At 70.1% G+C, this 19,929-nt stretch carries 15 protein-coding genes and 2 rRNA genes; 1 reads left to right on the top strand and 16 read right to left on the bottom strand.

Features of this window, described 5'->3' with window-relative positions; translation table 11 throughout:
• Positions 1–261: 261 nt before the first annotated feature.
• The 11 genes from FHR37_RS10285 to FHR37_RS10235 form a co-directional block, all read right to left on the bottom strand.
• The gene (locus tag FHR37_RS10285) at positions 262–1,332 is read right to left on the bottom strand and encodes a glycosyltransferase family 4 protein (RefSeq protein ID WP_092884537.1); all 1,071 of its coding nucleotides are present in this window, start codon (positions 1,330–1,332) and stop codon (positions 262–264) included.
• Positions 1,329–3,050 (bottom strand): lipid II flippase MurJ, encoded by a 1,722-nt coding sequence (locus tag FHR37_RS10280; RefSeq protein WP_092884539.1) that lies wholly within the window; start codon positions 3,048–3,050, stop codon positions 1,329–1,331. Before FHR37_RS10280 ends, FHR37_RS10285 begins: the two co-directional genes overlap by 4 nt.
• Complete coding sequence (locus tag FHR37_RS10275; protein ID WP_175542590.1) at positions 3,047–3,979, bottom strand: hypothetical protein; 933 nt, start codon at positions 3,977–3,979, stop codon at positions 3,047–3,049. Before FHR37_RS10275 ends, FHR37_RS10280 begins: the two co-directional genes overlap by 4 nt.
• Entirely contained in the window at positions 3,976–4,929 is a 954-nt protein-coding gene (locus FHR37_RS10270; RefSeq protein ID WP_175542591.1) for a copper transporter, read from the bottom strand. Before FHR37_RS10270 ends, FHR37_RS10275 begins: the two co-directional genes overlap by 4 nt.
• On the bottom strand, positions 4,926–6,092 hold the full coding sequence (steA, locus tag FHR37_RS10265) for a putative cytokinetic ring protein SteA (RefSeq protein ID WP_237768881.1): 1,167 nt from the start codon (positions 6,090–6,092) through the stop codon (positions 4,926–4,928). Before steA ends, FHR37_RS10270 begins: the two co-directional genes overlap by 4 nt.
• 221 nt (positions 6,093–6,313) lie before the next feature.
• Positions 6,314–8,527, bottom strand: a complete 2,214-nt coding sequence (gene recN, locus FHR37_RS10260) for a DNA repair protein RecN (protein ID WP_092884628.1) — start codon at positions 8,525–8,527, stop codon at positions 6,314–6,316.
• A 10-nt stretch (positions 8,528–8,537) separates the two neighbouring features.
• Complete coding sequence (locus tag FHR37_RS10255; protein ID WP_092884545.1) at positions 8,538–9,599, bottom strand: NAD kinase; 1,062 nt, start codon at positions 9,597–9,599, stop codon at positions 8,538–8,540.
• The gene (locus FHR37_RS10250) at positions 9,596–10,456 is read right to left on the bottom strand and encodes a TlyA family RNA methyltransferase (RefSeq protein ID WP_179770991.1); all 861 of its coding nucleotides are present in this window, start codon (positions 10,454–10,456) and stop codon (positions 9,596–9,598) included. Before FHR37_RS10250 ends, FHR37_RS10255 begins: the two co-directional genes overlap by 4 nt.
• Positions 10,431–10,682 carry a hypothetical protein gene (locus tag FHR37_RS10245; protein WP_202818161.1) on the bottom strand — a complete coding sequence of 84 codons (252 nt, stop codon included), beginning with the start codon at positions 10,680–10,682 and terminating at the stop codon, positions 10,431–10,433. Before FHR37_RS10245 ends, FHR37_RS10250 begins: the two co-directional genes overlap by 26 nt.
• A gap of 125 nt (positions 10,683–10,807) precedes the next feature.
• Positions 10,808–11,902: an HAD-IIA family hydrolase gene (locus FHR37_RS10240; protein ID WP_175542592.1), complete on the bottom strand. Its 1,095-nt coding sequence runs from the start codon at positions 11,900–11,902 to the stop codon at positions 10,808–10,810.
• Positions 11,899–12,312 (bottom strand): tetratricopeptide repeat protein, encoded by a 414-nt coding sequence (locus FHR37_RS10235; protein ID WP_092884547.1) that lies wholly within the window; start codon positions 12,310–12,312, stop codon positions 11,899–11,901. The genes FHR37_RS10240 and FHR37_RS10235 overlap by 4 nt, the downstream gene beginning before the upstream one ends.
• Positions 12,313–12,456: 144 nt before the next feature.
• Here FHR37_RS10235 and FHR37_RS10230 point away from each other — a divergent pair, with 144 nt between their 5' ends.
• On the top strand, positions 12,457–13,893 hold the full coding sequence (locus FHR37_RS10230; RefSeq protein WP_237768882.1) for a DUF1015 family protein: 1,437 nt from the start codon (positions 12,457–12,459) through the stop codon (positions 13,891–13,893).
• On the opposite strand, the gene FHR37_RS10225 is transcribed toward FHR37_RS10230, so the two are convergent.
• From FHR37_RS10225 to FHR37_RS10205, 5 genes are all read right to left on the bottom strand, one after another.
• Positions 13,868–14,263 (bottom strand): single-stranded DNA-binding protein, encoded by a 396-nt coding sequence (locus tag FHR37_RS10225; protein WP_092884551.1) that lies wholly within the window; start codon positions 14,261–14,263, stop codon positions 13,868–13,870. The genes FHR37_RS10230 and FHR37_RS10225 overlap by 26 nt on opposite strands.
• A 182-nt stretch (positions 14,264–14,445) precedes the next feature.
• The gene (locus FHR37_RS10220) at positions 14,446–15,123 is read right to left on the bottom strand and encodes a tetratricopeptide repeat protein (RefSeq protein WP_092884553.1); all 678 of its coding nucleotides are present in this window, start codon (positions 15,121–15,123) and stop codon (positions 14,446–14,448) included.
• Positions 15,120–15,485, bottom strand: coding sequence for a hypothetical protein (locus tag FHR37_RS10215; protein ID WP_139239034.1), 366 nt, complete (start codon positions 15,483–15,485; stop codon positions 15,120–15,122). The genes FHR37_RS10220 and FHR37_RS10215 overlap by 4 nt, the downstream gene beginning before the upstream one ends.
• 938 nt (positions 15,486–16,423) lie before the next feature.
• Positions 16,424–16,540, bottom strand: a 5S ribosomal RNA gene (rrf, locus tag FHR37_RS10210).
• Between the two features lie 179 nt (positions 16,541–16,719).
• Positions 16,720–19,851, bottom strand: a 23S ribosomal RNA gene (locus tag FHR37_RS10205).
• Positions 19,852–19,929: the final 78 nt, after the last annotated feature.

The raw sequence follows: 19,929 nt of genomic DNA, 5'->3' as shown, positions 1-19,929 counted from the left end.
GTCGGTCGGGGCCGGAAACCCGGGCGGAATCCAGCATGTCCACGGGCTTTCAGCCTAGCAACAGCCGATCGGCCCGCCACACACCACGCCGGTCCGCGGGACCGGGCGGATGGTCGGACGTTACACCCCGGCGGTGACACCCGGACACGCCTGGGGACCTGCCCGGGGACACGACTGGGACACGGTTGAGACAGGGCTGGATCCGCGACGGGACACGGTGGGACGAGGCGGGACGCGGTGGATCGGCCGTGGATGCCCGGGTCATCCGGGTGTGACGGCCTCCTGGTAGATCTTGGCGATCTCCCGCGCCGTCTCGTCCTCGTCCGGCCAGGTGGCGGCCTGTCGCGGGCCGGCCGCACGCAGTCGCGCCGCGACCTCCGGTCGATCAAGGACCTCCGCGAGCGCGGCGGCCACCGCACCGGGATCGTCCGGTGGGACCAGCAGGGCCGCCGAACCCACCAGGTCGGGTATACCGCCCACCGCGGTGGCGACGAGGGGGACGCCGGACCGCAGGGCCTCCTGCGCCACCAGCGCCCGGGCCTCCCACCGGCTGGTGAGTACGGCGACGTCGGCCGCGGTGAGGAGCTCCGCGACGTCGGTGCGGTGCCCGGCCAGCCGGACCGGCAGCCGCTCGCGTTCGATGCGTTCGGCCAGCTCCGCGTGCAGGGGACCTTCGCCGGCGACCAGCACCAGCGGCGGAAGCGCGTCCCGGTCGAGCAGCCGGACCACGGCGTCGAGGAGTACGTCGTACCGCTTCTGCGGGGCGAGCCTGCCCACCGCCAGGATCAGCGGCCTGGCCGCGAGCCCGAGCGACCTGCGTACCTCATCCCGGCCGCGGCCGGGAGGAGCGAGCGCCGGCGCGGACACCGACAGGAACCGGGCGTCGCGGGCACCCAGGCCGACGGCCGCCTCGGCCAGGTCGGCCGAGGCGGCGAGCACGACCGTCGCCCGGCGGACGACCCACCGGCGGGCCAGGTGCAGGGGCAGCCGCCGCCAGCCGGTGGCCGAGACGTTGTTGTGCCAGCTGACCACCAGTGGCACCGAACGCCGGCCGGCCAGCGCCGCGACCACCGAGGCGGCGTGCCCGTGCGCATGGATCACGTCGGCGCCTGCCAGGACGGCTCGCCCCCTCCGGACCGAACCGGGCGCCGGGACGTCCAGGGGCACGAACTGCGCCACCCGGCCGAACCCGAACCGGCGATCGGTTGCGGCCGGCCCGGCGATCCGGACGGTGTGGCCGGACTCGACCAGCCGAACGGCGAGGGAGCGGACGTGTTGCCCGATGCCGCCCGTGCTCGGCCCGAGCACCAGGGCGATGCGCGGTGCCCTCACCGTCGCCCGCCGATCCGCCGGAACACCGACAACAGGTCCTCACGATCGACCACTGCCATGAGCAGGCCCACGAGCACGGCGAACACCGTCACCACCGCCAGCCCGGCCACCATCGCCCCCGTCACCGCACGCACGATGTCACCGTCCGCGAACCCCCGTCCCGTCCACCGGCCGGCCGCCGCCGAAGCCGTCGCGGCGACGCTACCCGCGAGCACCGACAGGCCGAGTCCGCGCAGCGATCCGGGTCCGGTCGCGCGGCGTACCCCGCCGAGCAGCACGACGGTGCCCAGGACCAACCCGACCGACGTGGCCGCGCCCAGACCACCGACGGTGGCCGACGCCGGCAGGCCCGCGGTGGCGGCGACCGCGGTGGCGGCGACAGCCAGCCACCCGGACGTCGTTCCCCACGCCGCCCAGGCGGAATTCCCGCGGGCGTAGAGCAGCCGGCCGGCCAGGGTCACCAGCCCGAGCGCGGGAACCGCCGGAGCGAACGCGACGAGGGCACCGGCCAGAGCCGACGTCGCGTCGCCGCCGCCGGGTCCGAGGACGAACAGCCTGGCCAGCGGAGCCGACGTCCCGGCGAGCAGGGCACCGCCGAGCGCCCCGAGCAGAACCACCGCCCGGACCGCACCGGCGGTGAGCCGGCTCAGCTCGGTCGCATCGGCCTCCCCCGGTGCATCTGCCGGCGCGGGCGGGTCGGGCGTGCTCGGCGCCGCGGGCCGGTCGGTCGAGGCCAGCGCCGCCGCGTGCGGGAAGACCGTGGTCGCGACCGGGACCACGAGCACCGCGTACGGCAGGGTGAACAGCGCGTACGCCCAGGTGTAGAGGGTCAGCGTCCCCGGCTCGCCGCGGTGGTTGGCCAGCCAGGTGAGCACCAGCGCGACGAGTTGCTGGGCGACCAGGGCGAGCATCCCGGCTACCGCCAGCCGGCGAGCGCGCGCCGCGACACCGGGTGGGAACCGCAACGTCGGCCGGATCGGTGCGACAGGCCCCTTCACCCGCGTGAACGCCACGAGCACGGTGAGGGCCATCGCCACCACCCCGAGCGAGGTGCCGCCCGCGAGCACGGCCACCGCACGGCCGGAGACCGCCTGCGCGCCGAGCGAGCCACCGGCGACGACCGCGAACCCCGCGTACGCCGCGACCACCACCACGCTGCTCGCCAGCGGGGCGAGTGCGGCGGCCAGGAACCTGCGCTGTGCCTGCAGGGCACCGGAGACCACGACAGCCACGCCGTAGAACCACAGCTGCGGTGCGAAGATCACCAGCATCCGGCCCGCGAGGTCGGCGGTGGCTTCGCCGCAGCCGGCACCGGCGGCGTGGCCGGCCAGCATGAGGTGGGCGTACGGACCGGCCAGTGCCGCCGCCAGGACGGCCACAGGGGTGAGAACGAGCAGCGTCCACGTCAGCAGTGCCGACAGCGTGCGGGCCGCGTCGCCGGCCGCGGCCCGGGAGGTGCGACCCGCCAGCAACGGAACGACCACCGAGGCCAGCGCCCCGCCGGCGACGATCTCGAAGGCGACGTTCGGCAACTGGTTCGCGGTGTTGTACGCGTCGCCCAGACAGGTGTCGCCGACGGTCTTGGAGAAGAGCAGCCACCGGCCGAACCCCACCACCCGGGCGGCGACGGTGACCGCGGCGACCAGCACGGCCGCGCGGGCCAGGCCCGTCCCCCCTGCGCGCGGGCGAGCCGCCGTGGGCTCCCGCGCCGTGGTCATCGGCGCGGCGGGCGGCGGCCGAACTCGTCCAGTCGGCGCAGCGGCGCGTGTCGGTCGATCACGGCGGTGAACGATACCCGTTCGGAGGCGAGGGTCAGCCCGACCAGCCCGGCGAGAACCGCCAGCCGGGCGGGCCGGGGAAGCCTCGCGGCCATGGCCACACCGAGCCCGGCGCCGAGCGCGTTGGCACCGCAGTCGCCGAGCATGCCGATCTCGGCGAGGTCGTCGGCCAGCAGACCGGCCGCCGCTCCGACCGGTGCCGCCAGCACGGGACCGGCCGAGGTCAGGAGGAAGGGCGCCGGAGCGAGTACGACCTTCAGTGCACGTCCGGGCCGAAGGTCCAGGAGGTTGACGAGGTTGGCGGACGCGGCGACCAGCGCGCCGTCGGTGAGGACCGTCACCACGCCCGTCCGGGGTCCGCGGGCGCGGCCGAGCAGCGCCGCGGCGAGAACCCCGCTCGCGCCGATGCCGGCGACCTTGACCGCCCCGCTGGTGATCACGCCGCGCCGCAGCGCGCCCAGGTGACCACGCAGCCCCTTGGCCGTCGGTGTACCGGTCAGGTCGTCGTAGGCGCCGACCGCACCGCTGCCGACGACCGCGGCCGCCGCGGCCAGGCGTTCTGCCGGCGTGAGGCCGGGCATCGCCATGGTGGCCGCGAGGGTCCCGGCGACAGCGGCCGGGCCGAGCAGCATGCTGACCTGTTCACCGCGATGGTTGGTGCGGCTCCAGCGATCGGCCTGATCGTCGCCACCGTCGCCCGTGCGCGGCTGAACGCGCCGGAACGCCTGCCGAGCGGCGAACGCGGCCCCGGTCGCGACGACGAGCCGCGCGGCGGCCTCGCGGGTGCGGGAGGGCGGCCGAAGTCCGCGCCGCGAAGCGCGCGGTGTCCGCCGGCCCGCCCGGAGTCCTTCGGCGGGTGAGCCGGTCATGAGCCGGCGGTCGGCTGCTTGGGCAGCGCCCCGTCGGTCGAACCCACGGCGCCGTACTGGCCGACACCTCCGCCGGCCTGTTCGGCCAGCGCCCACACCGCCGCCACCTGGCCACTGGCGAGGTCGGCGACGTCGACCGACGAGACCTCGCCGCGGGCCTGCTTGTCCGCGCGCAGGCCGGCGAGTACGCCGCCATCACCGGCGGAGGACGGGTCGCCGACCACCACGGCACCACGGCTGGCGGAGTCCAGTGACCGGGCGAGCGACACCCATGCCTGGACGGCGTCGGAGTTCGAGGTGGGCTTCGCCTTCGGCGGCACCACCGGCGCGACCACCACGGCCAGGTCCGCCTGCGGGAGGTCGCTGTCGCCGTCGACCAGGTCGCCCTCCCCGAACGCGCCCATGATGGTCGGCGTGGCGCTGTCCCTGCGGCCCGCCGCCTTGGCGTCGCGGGTGACCAGTGCCCGGGCGAGCACGACTCCGGCCCGGTCGTACGCAGAACCGTTGTCCGGCATTCGTACGTCACCGGTGACCAGCCTGGTGGCGAGTTCCTCGAGGAACTGTCGCTGGCTCGGGTCGGACCACTTGTCGGTCATCGAGACGGTGCCGGTGACCGTGGCGTCGGCGCTGGTCAGGCTCGCCTGGACATTCTTGACCACACTGTTGTCGGCGTTGGGCAGGGCGACCACCACGACCTTCTGGCCGCTGAGCCGCCCCTTGACCAGGCCGGGTGCGATGTCGGCGGCGAACGAGTCGCGGTACTTGTCGCCCTGCTGGAGGTCGGCGATCTGCTTGCGGAGGCCGTCCTTCTCCTTGCTCACCGCGGAGATGGTGCCCCGCAACTGCTGGTCGAGCTCGCCCTTCAGCGGGCCGGCGCCCAACGCGACCCCGACCGCGAGGGCGAGGAAGATCGCGGCGATGGAGACGAGGAAGTAGCGGAAGTCGATCACGTGAAGAGCCCTTGGATCCAGAAGACCAGGTCGTTCCACCGGATGCCGACAACCTCCAGCCAGGCCTGTCCCGCGGGCGTGGCCGCGAGCGCGACCAGGAACGCGAGCAGGCCGGCGACCAGCAGCATCACGATCTGCCAGGTCTGGATCCGGGAACGGTAGAGCCGGCTGACTCCCTTGGCGTCGACCAGCTTGCCGCCCACCCGCAGCCGGGTCAGGAACATGCTGGCCGCTCCGGAGCGGCCCTTGTCCAGGAACTCCACCAGCGAGAGGTGGGTGCCTACGGCGACGATGAGCGCTGCGCCCTTGGAGTCGGCGAGCAGCATCGCGATGTCCTCGCTGGTGCCGGTGGCGGCGAAGACGCGCGACTCCAGGCCGAGGCGATCGAGCCGGTCCGCGCCCGGCGCGCGCCCGTCACGATAGGCGTGCACGATGAGTTCGGCGCCACAGCGCAGGGCGGTGTCGGACACCGAGTCCATGTCACCGACGATGATGTCCGGCTTGAGCCGGGCCTCCAGCAGCGCGTCGGCGCCGCCGTCCACCCCGACAAGGATCGGGCGGTACTCCCGGATGTAGGACTTGAGTGCGACGAGGTCCTCGCGGTAGTCGTAGCCACGGACCACGATGAGGACGTGCCGCCCCTCCATCTGGGTGCTGACGTCGGGGACCCCCACGCCGTCCAGCAGCAGGTCGCGATCGCGCCGGAGGTACTCCATCGTGTTGGCTGCGAAGGCCTCGAGCTGGATGGCCAGCCCCGACCGTGCGTCGTCGGTGGCCTTGGCGACGGTCTCCTGGGTCTGTTCCGACCCGAGGGCGACCTCGGTGTCGCCGCGGTACAGGCTCGCACCGTGCAGGCGTACCGCGTCCCCCTCGCCGACCTTCGCGAAGACGTCGGCGCCCACGTCGTCGACCAGTGGGATCCCGGCAGCCATCAGGATTCCCGGGCCGAGGTTGGGATAGCGCCCGCTGATCGACGGCGCGGCGTTGACGACAGCGGCGACCTGAGCGGAGACCAGTGCCTCCGCGCTCACCCGGTCGAGGTCGACATGGTTGATGACGGCGATGTCACCGGGACGAAGCCGCTTGGTGAGGTTCTTCGTCCGCGAGTCGAGTCGAGCGACACCGACGACACCGGGCAAGGCCACCGGTCGTGGACGGCGCAAAGTAGGTAGTCTCATCGCAGTCCAGATACTGCCACGCGAGCATGTCCAGTGGGCGCATGTTGTGCTGTGGGCGTGGCGCAGTGCGGTGACACCGCTACGGGCACCTGCTGCCGGCCTGACCGTCGGCACAGGTACGCGACATCGACCCGCTTACCGTGGTCCACTCCGACGTGATCCCGGCGGGTGCCACGAACACATTTCAGGCCTCTCCACCGCGAGCTTCAGGCCTCTCCACCGCGAGACCTGCCGGCCCTCGTGGCCTTCCTCGTCCTGCCGCCCGCAGCGTTCTGGCCACCTTTCGCGACCTCACTGGCATCGGCCGGCTCGGGGTCCTTGGTTCGCTGTCGGGCCTTGCTTTGCTCAGCGGCCTTGCTTTGCTCAGCGGCCTTGCTTTGCTGACGGGCCCTGGTTTGCCTGGTGTCGTCCCGCGCGGCCTTGGCGGCGCCTCCGGATTCGTTCGCGTCACCGCCGACAACCTTGGCGTCCTTCGCGTTCCCTCGCAGGGCCTCTGCGGTCGCGCTGGCTGCGACGGCCTTCTTCCTCGCGGACTTCCTCGCGGGAGGTTTGGCCGCGTCCGCGCGCGCCTGGGCCGCGGTGGCGAGGAGTTCCTCCGCATGCGCCTGTGCGCTGGCGGACCCGTCCAGACCGGCGAGCATCCGGGCGAGCTCCGCCACCCGGCCCTCGTCGTCCAGCCAGGTGAGCCCGCTGCGGGTCACCGAACCGTCGTCACTCTTGCGTACGACGTAGTGCCGATCGGCGAACGCGGCCACCTGCGGAAGGTGGGTGACCACCACGACCTGCGCGTTGACCGCGAGCCGGGCCAACCGGCGGCCGATCTCCACCGCGGCCCGGCCGCCCACGCCGGCGTCCACCTCGTCGAACACGAACGTGGGTACGCCGTCCACGCCGGCGAAGACCACCTCGACCGCGAGCATCACCCGGGAGAGCTCCCCGCCGGACGCACCTCGCTGGACCGCACGGGCGGGAGCGCCTGGGTGCGGTCGTAGCCGCAGCTCGATCTCGTCGACGCCGTGCGCGCCGTACGCCAGCCATCGGCCGTCGACCAGCAGAGCCCGCTGGTCGACCGGGCCGGCCTCGGCGTCCGTGCCGGATGGGGTTCCGTTGTCCGGCTGGGTCGCACCCCGTCTGCTCCGGGTCGGCCGTCGCTCCTCCGCCGAACGCCGCTCCGGCACCTCGGAGGTGCGCACCTCGGTCTGGGACACATCGGCAGTGAGCACGGCGTGCGGCATGGCGAGTGCGCCCAGCTCGGTGGTGACGGCGGCGCCGAGGCGCTCGGCGGCTGCCGTGCGTGCCGAACTCACCTCGTGGGCAAGCGTGCCGAGTTCGGTCGCCAGCTTCCGGCGTTCGGCCTTGAGGGCGCTGATCGTGTCGTCGGATCCGTCCAGCTCCGCCAGCCGGATCGCCGATCTGCGCGACCATGCGAGGACGTCGTCGATCGTGTCGCCGTACTTGCGGGTGAGCGCACCGAGGATCGCCCGCCGTTCACCGATGGCCTGCAGCCGTGCCGGGTCGGTGTCCACTCCGACGGCGTAGGACGCCAGGTCGGAGCCCGCGTCGGCCAGCAGCGCGGCCGCCTCTGCCAGTCGGTCGGCCACCCCCGCGAGCTCGGGGTCGTGCACTCCGGCCGCGGTGAGCGCCTTCCGCGCGCTTGCCACCTGCGACAGCGCGTCGACCGGCGCTCCGGTCACGTCCTCGTCTCCGGTGAGGGCGGACTGTGCCTGGGACGCGGCGGCTCGCAGCGAGTCCGAGTGCGCGAGGCGTTCCTCCTCCACCGACAACGCCTTGTCCTCCCCCGGCTGTGGGTCGGCCGCCTCGATCTCCGCCAGCCCGAACCGCAACAGGTCGGCCTCCTGGGCGCGGTCGCGGGCCCGCGCGACCAGAGTGGACAGCTCGGCTTCGACCTCGGCGAGCCTTGAGTAACGGATCCGGTAGGTGGCGAGTGGCTCCTGGACACCTGCGCCCGCGTATCTGTCCAGGATCTCCCGCTGCCGTGAGGGGCGCAGCAGCCGCATCTGATCGGACTGGCCGTGCAGGGCGACCAGCTCCTCTGCCAGCTCCGCGAGCACTCCCGCGGGAACTCCCGCACCACCGGCGTAGGCGCGGGACCGGCCGTCGCGGCCGATGGTCCGCATCACGATCAGCGTGTCGTCCTCGAGCTGTGCGCCGGCCTCGACGGCCCGCCGCGCCGCGGCCGAACCAGGGTCGAGCCGAAGCCTGCCCTCCACGACCGCGCGTTCGGTCTGGCGACGAACCAGCCCGGCATCGGCCCGCCCGCCGAGCAGCAGGGACAGGCCGGTCACCACCATCGTCTTGCCGGCGCCGGTCTCGCCGGTGACGACGGTCAGGCCCGCGTCGAGGTCGAGCACGGCGTCGTCGATGACGCCGAGCCCCTGGATCCGGAGCTCCTCCAGCATCGCCGGCACTCTACGGGGTCTCGCCGGCGCGACCGGGCCGTTCGCCCGCGGCACGCTCGCGACTGTCGGATGAGGAGGCGGATGAAGAATCGGACGAGTCGACGGCCGTGGGGTCGGGTCCGGGAGTGGTTTCCGGGCGGGCGTTGGTCATCCTCGCCGCGGCCCGGCGAGCACGGTCCTCCCGCCGCCCACGCCATCCGTGCACCGGCAGGTCGAACTTCGCCACCAGTCGGTCGGTGAACGGGCCCTGGTGCAGCCGGGCGAGCCGCACCGGCCGTGCACCGTGGCGTACCTCCACCCGCGCACCCGGTGGGAGTTCCTCGGTGCGTCGCCCGTCGCACCACAAGACACCCGGGCCGGGGTTGCGCTGCATGAGCTCGATCGCCACCACCGAGCGCGGTGACACGACCAGCGGCCGTGAGAACAACGCATGTGCGCTCAGTGGCACCACGAGCATCGCCTCCAGCTCCGGCCACACCACCGGTCCGCCGGCGGAGAACGCGTAGGCGGTGGATCCGGTCGGTGTGGCGGCGACGACACCGTCGCCGCCCCATCTAGACAACGGCCGCCCGTCGACCTCCACGACGACCTCGAGCATGCGTTCGCGGGCGGACTTCTCCACGCTCGCCTCGTTGAGCGCCCACTGGGTCGCGGCGACCGCGCCATCGACCAGGACGGTCACGTCGAGGGTCATGCGTTCCTCGACGGCGTACTTGCGGTGGACGACGTGGTCGATCGTGACGTCGAGGTCGTCACGCTCGGACTCCGCCAGGAAGCCGATGTGGCCGAGGTTGACTCCCAGGACGGGGGTGCCCGAGGCGTGGGCCACCTCGGCGCCACGCAGGATCGTGCCGTCGCCACCCAGCACCATGACGATCTCGCAGCCCTCCGCGGCGACCGGAGAGACGTCGACCACCTCGGCCTTGTCCAGGCCGATGTCCTCGGCGTCGGGGGCGAGCAGGCGCACGCCCACGCCGGCGTCGGCGAGCCGGGCGGCCGCCTCTCTCGCCAACTGGGTCGCCTCGGCTCGCCCGGTGTGAACCACGAGGAGCACCGTGCGGTCGTCGGTCACAGCGAGGTCTCCTTCGGCGAGCCGGGTGGGTCCAGAGCGGCAAGGGTGGTGTCGTCCCACGGTGGTGCGTCGGCGCGGAGCCAGAGGAAGTACTCGGTGTTGCCTGCCGGACCGGGAAGTGGGCTCACCGTAGCGCCGGCCACCCCCAGGCCCACGTCGCCCGCGGCAACGGCGACCGTGCGTACCGCGTCGTGGCGTAGCGCGAGCTCGCGGACCACGCCACCCTTGCCCAGCCGTGAACGGCCCACCTCGAACTGCGGCTTGACCAACACGACGAGATCCCCGCCGGGACGGACCAGGCCGGCCAGCGCGGGCAGGACGGTCGCGAGCGAGATGAAGGACAGGTCGGCGACGAGGAGGTCCACCGCGCCGCCCACCTGCGTGGGTCGCAGGTCGCGGACGTGTGTGCGTTCGTGGACGTCGACGGCCGGGTTGTCCCGGAGTTCGGCAACGAGCTGGTCGTGCCCCACATCGACCGCGACCACCTGCCGCGCGCCCGCGCGCAGCGGCACGTCGGTGAACCCTCCGGTGGACGCGCCGGCGTCCAGGCAACGCCGCCCGTCGACTGTCAGGCCGAGCGGCCCGAAAGCCTCCAGCGCCCCGGCCAGCTTGTGCCCGCCACGGGAGACGAACTCCGGGCCCGGGGAATCCACTTCGCACACGTCGCCGGCGGCGACCCTGCTGGCCGGTTTGCAGACCGGCCGCCCGTCGACGCGGACGTTTCCCGACGTGATCAGGTCGGCCGCGTGCTCGCGTGACCTGGCCAGTCCTCGTCGGACGAGTTCGGTGTCGAGACGGGTCCGGCGGCCCGGGGCGTCGGGCGGGCCGTGGTCACGGCCGTCCAGCGTCGTCCCCATGGTCCTCGCCGGCTGCCAGCAGTGTTTCGTGCAGGCGGCGGTGGGCGTCCTCGTAGATGTCGATGTGGTCACTCGGCGCCAGGCCGGCGAGCTCGCCGAGCCGGTCGAGCACGGCATCCACGTCGGGTCGGCCGGTCGGGTCGTACTCGGGCGGTTGCTCATCCGCGGCCGCCGCCTGGACGGAGATGGCTTCCTCCACCGGAGTGTCGTCTTCCACAGTGCCCACGTCTCCTTGGTCCGAGTTTCCCCGCCGCGACTCCGGCCGTACGGACGACTCGCTCCGCGCGCTGCGTACGTGGTGGTCAGCGAGCCGGCCGCTGACCACTCCTGCTCCTGGCCCGCCACTTGACACTAACCCATCGCCGCGTCCTGGCCACGCAGCAGTGCGAGGGCCTCCGACGCGTCGATCCGAGCGGGTTCGGTGGCGGTCCACACGGCGGCGAGCAGCGCACGAGCGCCGTCCAGCGGGTCACCGCTGCCGGACAGCCGGACCACAAGCTGCCCCTTCCGGCCGTCGGCGCCCGCCGCGTCCTGGCGTTCGAGCGTCGCGGTCCATTCCCCGCAGGTGGCGCTGCCGTCGCCGGCCCGGGGAGCCGGGTGCGAAGCGAAGAGCCCGGCGAGATCGCGGGCGAGATAGGTCGGGCGCTGGTTCTCCGGTGCGGTCAGAAGGTCGGCGAGCTTCGACACACCGGTGAGTACGAGCATGCTCGGCATGCCGGCCGCGTTCGCCCCCTCGATGTCGGTGTCGAGCCGGTCGCCGATCACCAGGGGACGCTCGGCGCCCACTCGTTCGACCGTCTCGCGGAACAGTGGCGGCGCCGGCTTACCCGCGATCACCGGTGTCTGGCCGGTCGCCATCCGGATCACCTCGACGAGGGTGCCGTTCCCGGGTGCCAGACCCCCGTCGGTCGGCAGGGTCCGGTCGACGTTGGACGCGATCCACGGGACGTTTCGCCGCACCGCGTAGGCGCCTTCGGCGAGCTGCCGCCAGCCGACCTCCGGATGGAACCCCTGGACGACCGCGGCCGGATCCTCGGCAGCTGTACGGACCGGGACCAGCCCACGCTCCCTGATGGCGACCAGCAGACCCTCGCCACCCACCACCAGCACCCGCGATCCCACCGGCACTCGCTCGGCGACCAGGCGCGCCGCCGCCTGTGCCGAGGTAACCACGTCGCCGACCTCGGCGCGGACCCCGACCTTGCGAAGGTGCTCGACCACCGCGTCCGGAGTGCGGGACGCGTTGTTGGTCACGAACGCGACCTTCATGGCGGCCGCCCGCGCCCGCTCCAGGTCCTCAGGGGCCCTTGGTACGGCGTCCGCGCCCACGTAGACCACGCCGTCGAGGTCGAACAGTCCGGCGTCGTACTGCTCGACCAGGGGACGGTCGGCTTCGGACAACGGCTCGGGCGCCGCGTCCTGCTCGGTCGTGGTCTCGTCGGTCACTTCATGTCCTCCCGGGCCCTGAGGGTCGCCCGGACCTGCCGGAGCGCGTTGTCGTAGTGGTCGACGGACGGGCGCATCGCCGCCGCCATCGCGAGGTGAGGTGCCGCCGCGTCGTGTCGGCCCATTCTGCTCAGAGCCAGACCGAGACCGAAGTGTGCGTAATCGTCGGAGGGATTATCGTCGACGAGTCCCTCGAACGCCTCGGCGGAGTCCGCGTAGTGCCGGCTGTTGAACAATGCCCGTGCGAGAGCCTCCCGGATCGACTTCGAACCCGGCTCGGCCTCCCGGGCCCGCACGAGCAGCTGCGCCGCGGCCGCGGAGTCGCCGCCTTCGAGCAGGGCGAGGCCCCTGCGATACCAGTCGTAGACGTCACCGCCGGGTGTGCCGACATTCGCATCGTCGTTGATCATGGTGTCCTCCCTCCTCGGCGCCCTCAACCGGAGGCCGGGCCGGGCTATTCCACCCGGTCCGCCGGCCTCGGTTTCGCACGGACACCTGCCCGAGGATGCCCCAGGCACCTCGCCCGAACCGGGTGGACACCTACGATGCCCAGCGTGACCGACCCTTCCCCGACTCCCGGCACCGGTGCCCGGCCGCTGGTGCTGTCGCCCTTTGTGGGTGTGCGCTACGACCCCGAACGGGTGAGCGACCTCGCCGCCGTGACATCGCCACCGTACGACGTCCTCGATCCAGGCAGCGTGACCGCGCTCACCGCGGAGGAATTGCACAACATCGTCCGGGTGGTTCTCCCCCGGCCGGCGGGTCCGGCCGACTGGACCTCCGACGAGCGGTCGGGCCCCGGCGAAGGCGACCCGTCCACCACGGGGGACGAATCGCCCGGCGTCGCTGACTCGCGTGCCGGCGAAGCCGGACGGATCGGCAGCGGCGGCGAGGCTGGTCGGCAGCCCGGGTCGGACCCGGACCAGCCGGACCACTACCGGCGGGCCGCTGGCCTGCTCAACCGATGGCGAGCCGAAGGCATCCTGCGGGCCGACACCGAGGCCGCGTTGTACGTCTACGAACAACGCGTGCCCGAATCCGGCGGGAACGGCCGTCAGCAGTTCGTTCTGCGAGGGATGTTCGGCGCCGTGGCCCTGCGGGAGCCCGAAGAAGGGGTGATTCTTCCCCACGAGGACGTGATGCCCGGACCTGTGGCCGACCGGCTGGCGCTGATGAGCGCCTGCGAGGCCAATCTGGAACCGATCCTGTTGGTGTACGACGGCGGAGGGCCGGCGAGCGACCTGGTGGAGGCGACGGTTCGAAGCGAGCCGCTGGTGTATGCCCGCACCGCGGACGGTGTCGATCACCAGCTGTGGCGGATCACCGACCCGGGCGCGCTGAGCACCATCGCCGCCGACCTGGCTCCGCGCCAGGCACTGATCGCCGACGGTCACCACCGGTACGCGTCCTACCTGAAGCTCCAGCGCCAGATCCGGGCCACGGGCGCCGGGCCGGGCCCCTGGGACAGCGGACTCGCACTGCTCGTCGACCAGCACGCTCACCCGTTGCGGCTCACGGCGATTCATCGGACGGTCGCGGGGATCACCCTGGCTGAGCTGGTGACACGGGCGGGCACCGACTTCGCCGTCGAATCCTTCGACGGCGACGGTGACCGGGCGCATGACGCGCTCGCCGCGGCCCGTGGCCGACGGAACGCGTTCGTCGTCACCGACGGGCTTCGCTGGGACCTGTTGAGCATCCCCGCCGAGACCACCGCCGGGCGAGGCCGCCTGGACACGGAGGTGCTGCACGATCGGTTGTTCGGGCGCATCCTCGGCCTGGCCGAGGAGCACATCGGCTATGCGCACAGTGAGCGAGCTGCCGTCGACCACGCCCGGAACGGCCACGGCGTCGCCGTGCTCCTCAACCCGGTCGACGTCGCCACTGTGCAGGCTGTCGCCCGGGAAGGTGGCCGGATGCCGCGCAAGTCGACGTCGTTCGGGCCGAAGCCGCGCACCGGATTCGTCATGCGGATGTTCGACCAGCACTGACCGTCTCCTTGTCGACGAGCAGACGCACGCTGGCCGCCTCGACCTCGTAACGGCTGATCGGTCCGGCCTCACCGCGACGGAACCGCCGCCGCAGGGCGCCGGCCACCTCGACGATGTCGCCGGAACTCCACTGCTCCATCTCGGCGTGGCACTCGGCCGACCAGGAAGCGCACTCGATCGTGTCCACGACGGCCGATCGCGGAGGCAGAGTCTTCGGATCTCGCTGCACCACGAGCCGGACGCTGACCACGGCCGAGCCACTGGGCAGCTCGCGCCGCGTCGCGGGCGCCGACACCCGACCGACCAGCGTCACTTCGTTGCGGTGAGGAGGACACGGGGCCCGCGGCTTCTGCGCGTCGGAGTCGGTCATCGGGGCTGCCTCCCTCTCTGGAAGGTCCGTCGTAGCGGGTTGGCAGCCCCAATCTCCTCTGCTTCGGCACCGGCATCCAGGTGAGCGTCCTCGCCTGTGTACAACGCTGCCGATCCGGCAGTTGTGGACAACAAGCCGGCGCAGGACGATTCACCCAGGTCAGGCTCGCCGAGCCGCCACTCTCACTCCTCGCCGAGCCGGGCCAACCGCTCCTCGGCGTCGGTCTGGGCATCGACGTCGACTTCGAGAACCCGCGCGAACCATCGTGCGGCCTCCTCACGCCGGCCGAGCTCCTCGAGGGTGTCGGCATAGGCGTAACGCACCCGGGTGACCGCGGTGACCGACGCCCGGCCGTGCAGAGCGGGTACGTCGAGCAGCGCCAGTGCCGCGGCGGGCTGGCCCAGGTCACGTCGCGCCCCGGCCTCGACGATCAGCAGCTCGACGCGGGCCACCGGGTCCAGCTCCGACCGGTCGACCGTCGCGATGAGATCCAGTGCGCGCTCAGGACGGCCCAGTCCACGCTCGCTGTCGGCCATCGCGGGGAAGTACTCCGGCGAGCCGGTCATTCGGCGAGCGGCGCGAAACTCCGCCAAAGCCTGTTCGTACTTCCCGGCGGCGTAGGCGGTGTACGCCACCGCCTCGCGCACCACGCCCAGGCGGGAACCTTCGCTGCGCGCGGCCAGCGCGTGTTCGAGCGCCGCGTCCGGGTCCTCGTCGACGAGCTGCCCGGCCATCACGAGGTGGCGCGCCACCCGGTCGGCCGTGGCCTTGGTGAGAGTGCCGAGCTGCGACCGCACGTCCGGGTCCAGCTCGAGCCCGGTGACGTCCCCGGGAAGCTCCGGCCCTACGGGCTCGTTCACCGGTCGGGCCCGGTCACGGGTCCCTCCCCGCCGGCGGTCGTCCGCACCCGGACGGGTGTCCCGAACCGGGCGGTCGGAGTCGCGACCGCGGCCGGCGTCGGCAGGTCGGCCCGGCCGTTCGTACCGGTTGCCGCCGGACGGTCCTGAGGAACGCTGCTGCTGAGAGCGCCCTCTGCTCCCGGAGGCGTCACTCCGCGGCCGGTCGCGATCTCCGAACCCACGGTCACGACCACCGCGGTCGGAAGCCCCACCCCGAGGCCGGTCGCGATCCCCGAACCCACGGTCACGACCACCGCGGTCGGAAGCCCCACCCCGAGGCCGGTCGCGATCCCCGAACCCACGGTCACGACCACCGCGGTCATCGCTCCGGGCGTACCTACCGCCGCCCTGCGCCGCGTCCGAACGACGGCCGCCACGGTCCGGGCGCTCAGCGCGTGAGGACCGGTCGTACCCTCCGGACGCCTCGTCACGGCGCGAACGATCCGCGTCACGGCCGGTGGACTCACGCCTGGAGGAGTCCGAACGCCACCCGCGGCTCTGCCCACCACGGTCGGCTCCGGGACGGCCGCGGTCGTCCCGGCGGTCCCCGGTGCGACGTTCCGAGCCGGAGCCCCCGCCACCCCCACGATCCGTACGACTCGTACGAGCACGGTCACCACCGGGACCATCTCGGTCCGGACGGGGCCGCGAGGTCCAACCGCCCTCAGCCGGTCGACCACGCCGGGAGTCCCCGCCGCGTTGATCACCGGACCTTCGGCTCGGCTTGAACCCACTCCCCGAGTCCTGTCCGCGCGATGTCCGCTCCGTCCCGCCGCGCTGACCGGCGCCGGATGACCGGCCGTCGCTGGACCGCTCGCGCCAGCCACCAGCCCCTCGAGCTCGTGGCTCCGACTGCCGGCTGCCGGACGATCGCGATCCGGACGCGCCTCCGCGGCCACTGCCTCCACGGGCGCCGCCTCGGTCGGTGCGACCTTCAGCCGAACGCCGGCTGTCGCGGTCACGTCGATCGCGGTCTGGTTCCTGGCCGCGCCTCGAACTGTCGCTCATCGTGCTCCTCAGGGGGACGGCTGACGTCCCCATCTTGCCGCGTGGGTCGCGCCGGGTTGTCGCCGGTGTGGCGGGGGCGGCCGAAGGCAGGTCCACGGCGAGTCCTGTACGGCTCGCCGTCCGGGAACGTGGCCGGAGACGACCGTCGTTCCTGACCGCCGGATTCATGACTGCCAGAATTGATGGCCGCCGGGTTTTGGTTCCGGACATGACTGAGGGCCACCCCGTGTGGGGTGGCCCTCAACCAATGTATGTCCGGCGGCGTCCTACTCTCCCACAGGATCCCTCCTGCAGTACCATCGGCGCTGAAGAGCTTAACTTCCGGGTTCGGAATGGGACCGGGTGTTTCCCCTTCGCCATGACCGCCGTAACGCTGTGAAGATGTGAACCAGCAACCACAACTGCCGGGCCCACACAAACTCCCCGACCTACTTGGCCGGTGTTGTGTGGCGGGGTGGGTGGTTCGTTTCTTCAGAACCGCATAGTGGACGCACAGTCTTTGTTTCGCAGGTCACGTGTGTGGTGCTCACACCCGCGAAAGGTGTGGTGTGTGACAAGCCCTCGGCCTATTAGTACCAGTCAGCTTCACGAGTCTTTAGTCCTCGCTTCCACATCTGGCCTATCAACCCAGTCGTCTTCTGGGGGCCTTACCCGGTTAACCCGGTGGGAGACCTCATCTTGAAGCGTGCTTCCCGCTTAGATGCCTTCAGCGGTTATCACTTCCGAACGTAGCCAACCAGCCGTGCTCTTGGCAGAACAACTGGCACACCAGAGGTTCGTCCGTCCCGGTCCTCTCGTACTAGGGACAGCCCTTCTCAAGTCTCCTGCGCGCACAGCGGATAGGGACCGAACTGTCTCACGACGTTCTAAACCCAGCTCGCGTACCGCTTTAATGGGCGAACAGCCCAACCCTTGGGACCTGCTCCGGCCCCAGGATGCGACGAGCCGACATCGAGGTGCCAAACCATGCCGTCGATATGGACTCTTGGGCAAGATCAGCCTGTTATCCCCGGGGTACCTTTTATCCGTTGAGTCACGGCGCTTCCACGTGCCACCGTAAGATCACTAGTCCCGACTTTCGTCCCTGCTCGACCTGTCGGTCTCACAGTCAAGCTCCCTTGTGCACTTGCACTCGCCACCTGATTGCCAACCAGGCTGAGGGAACCTTTGGGCGCCTCCGTTACATTTTGGGAGGCAACCGCCCCAGTTAAACTACCCACCAGGCACTGTCCCTGATCCGGATAACGGACCGAGGTTAGACAGCCAATACGATCAGAGTGGTATTTCAACGTTGACTCCACCCGAACTGGCGTCCAGGCTTCACAGTCTCCCACCTATCCTACACAAACCGAACCGACCACCAATACCAAGCTGTAGTAAAGGTCCCGGGGTCTTTCCGTCCTGCTGCGCGTAACGAGCATCTTTACTCGTAGTGCAATTTCGCCGGGTCCGTGGTTGAGACAGCGCCCAAGTCGTTACGCCATTCGTGCAGGTCGGAACTTACCCGACAAGGAATTTCGCTACCTTAGGATGGTTATAGTTACCACCGCCGTTTACTGGCGCTTAAGTTCTCAGCTTCGACCGTGAGGTCTAACCGGTCCCCTTAACGTTCCAGCACCGGGCAGGCGTCAGTCCGTATACATCGTCTTGCGACTTCGCACGGACCTGTGTTTTTAGTAAACAGTCGCTTGGGCCTGGTCTCTGCGACCTTCACCGCTGCAGGGAGCAAGTCCCCTCACGGATCCGGTCCCCCTTCTCCCGAAGTTACGGGGGCATTTTGCCGAGTTCCTTAACCACGGTTCGCCCGATCGCCTTGGTATTCTCTACCTGACCACCTGTGTCGGTTTGGGGTACGGGCGGCCTTGTCACTCACTAGAGGTTTTTCTCGGCAGCATGGGATCACTCACTTCGCCTCAATCGGCTCGGCATCAGGTCTCAGACATCATGAGACGCGGATTTACCAACGCCTCGTCCTACGCCTTTGCCCGCGGATCAGCTTTCGCCTACCATCGCCGCGTAGAGCTACCCTCCTGCGTCACCCCATCGCTTGCCTACTACCGGATCGGTTCACGCGCTCACCCAGAACAACCCCGAAAGGTCGAACCAGACTCGGGCGCTTAGCATCACCGGGCTCAGCATGGGCGCGACAAAGCCGGTACGGGAATATCAACCCGTTGTCCATCGACTACGCCTGTCGGCCTCGCCTTAGGTCCCGACTTACCCAGGGCGGATTAGCCTGGCCCTGGAACCCTTGGTCATTCGGCGGAGGAGTTTCTCACTCCTCTTTCGCTACTCATGCCTGCATTCTCACTCGTGTAGCATCCACGACTGGGTCACCCCGCCGCTTCACACGCCACACGACGCTCCCCTACCCATCCACACGTCTGGACCCCACCCCGAAAGGTAAGGGCCGAACAATACGTGAATGCCACAGCTTCGGCGGTTCGCTTGAGCCCCGCTACATTGTCGGCGCAGAATCACTTGACCAGTGAGCTATTACGCACTCTTTCAAGGGTGGCTGCTTCTAAGCCAACCTCCTGGTTGTCTCTGCGACTCCACATCCTTTTCCACTTAGCGAACGCTTAGGGGCCTTAGCTGGTGATCTGGGCTGTTTCCCTCTCGACTATGAAGCTTATCCCCCACAGTCTCACTGCCGCGCTCTCACCTACCGGCATTCGGAGTTTGGCTGATTTCGGTAAGCTTGTCGGCCCCCTAGACCATCCAGTGCTCTACCTCCGGTAGGAAACACGCGACGCTGCACCTAAATGCATTTCGGGGAGAACCAGCTATCACGGAGTTTGATTGGCCTTTCACCCCTACCCACAGGTCATCCCCCGGCTTTTCAACGCCGGTGGGTTCGGGCCTCCACGCGGTCTTACCCGCGCTTCACCCTGCCCATGGGTAGATCACTCCGCTTCGGGTCTAGAGCACGCGACTCAAACGCCCTGTTCGGACTCGCTTTCGCTACGGCTTCCCCACACGGGTTAACCTCGCCACGCACCACTAACTCGCAGGCTCATTCTTCAAAAGGCACGCCGTCACACCCCACAAAGGGAATGCTCCGACGGATTGTAGGCACCCGGTTTCAGGAACTATTTCACTCCCCTCCCGGGGTACTTTTCACCTTTCCCTCACGGTACTAGTGCACTATCGGTCACCAGAAAGTATTTAGGCTTGGCGGGTGGTCCCGCCAGATTCACACAGGATTTCACGGGTCCCGTGCTACTTGGGAACACGTCCAGGAGCCACCACGTTACGTCTACAGGGGTATCACCTGCTATGCCGGGACTTTCCAGACCCTTCGACTTCCGCAGCGGTTTATAACTCCTCGCCAGATCAGCAGCTCCGACAAGACGGTCCCACAACCCCGCATAGGCAACACCTGCCAGCTATCACACCTACACGGTTTAGCCTCTTCCGCTTTCGCTCGCCGCTACTCACGGAATCACAATTGTTTTCTCTTCCTGCGGGTACTGAGATGTTTCACTTCCCCGCGTTCCCTCCGAACGCCCTATGTGTTCAGGCGCCGGTGACTGGACATGACTCCAGCCGGGTTTCCCCATTCGGACACCCCCGGATCACAGCTCGGTTGCCAACTCCCCGGGGCTTTTCGCAGGCTCCTACGTCCTTCATCGGCTTCTGGTGCCAAGGCATCCACCGAGTGCCCTTACTAACTTGTCACAACAAACAGACACACAGTTCTCGGCAAAACAAAGATGCTCGCGTCCACTATGCAGTTCTCAAGAAACGAACGGAAAC

Origin of the sequence: Actinopolymorpha cephalotaxi (assembly GCF_013408535.1) — a bacterium.
Classification (GTDB): domain Bacteria; phylum Actinomycetota; class Actinomycetes; order Propionibacteriales; family Actinopolymorphaceae; genus Actinopolymorpha; species Actinopolymorpha cephalotaxi.
Note: the sequence above shows the minus strand (reverse complement) of the source record. Positions and strands in the feature narration are given on the sequence as shown.

Excerpts from the sequence above, each read along its gene's own strand:
- FHR37_RS10280 (WP_092884539.1), bottom strand. The coding sequence starts at position 3,050 with ATGACCACGGCGCGGGAGCCCACGGCGGCTCGCCCGCGCGCAGGGGGG.
- FHR37_RS10275 (WP_175542590.1), bottom strand. The coding sequence starts at position 3,979 with ATGACCGGCTCACCCGCCGAAGGACTCCGGGCGGGCCGGCGGACACCG.
- recN (WP_092884628.1), bottom strand. The coding sequence starts at position 8,527 with ATGCTGGAGGAGCTCCGGATCCAGGGGCTCGGCGTCATCGACGACGCC.
- FHR37_RS10250 (WP_179770991.1), bottom strand. The coding sequence starts at position 10,456 with ATGGGGACGACGCTGGACGGCCGTGACCACGGCCCGCCCGACGCCCCG.
- FHR37_RS10235 (WP_092884547.1), bottom strand. The coding sequence starts at position 12,312 with ATGATCAACGACGATGCGAATGTCGGCACACCCGGCGGTGACGTCTAC.
- FHR37_RS10225 (WP_092884551.1), bottom strand. The coding sequence starts at position 14,263 with ATGACCGACTCCGACGCGCAGAAGCCGCGGGCCCCGTGTCCTCCTCAC.
- FHR37_RS10215 (WP_139239034.1), bottom strand. The coding sequence starts at position 15,485 with ATGACCGCGGTGGTCGTGACCGTGGGTTCGGGGATCGCGACCGGCCTC.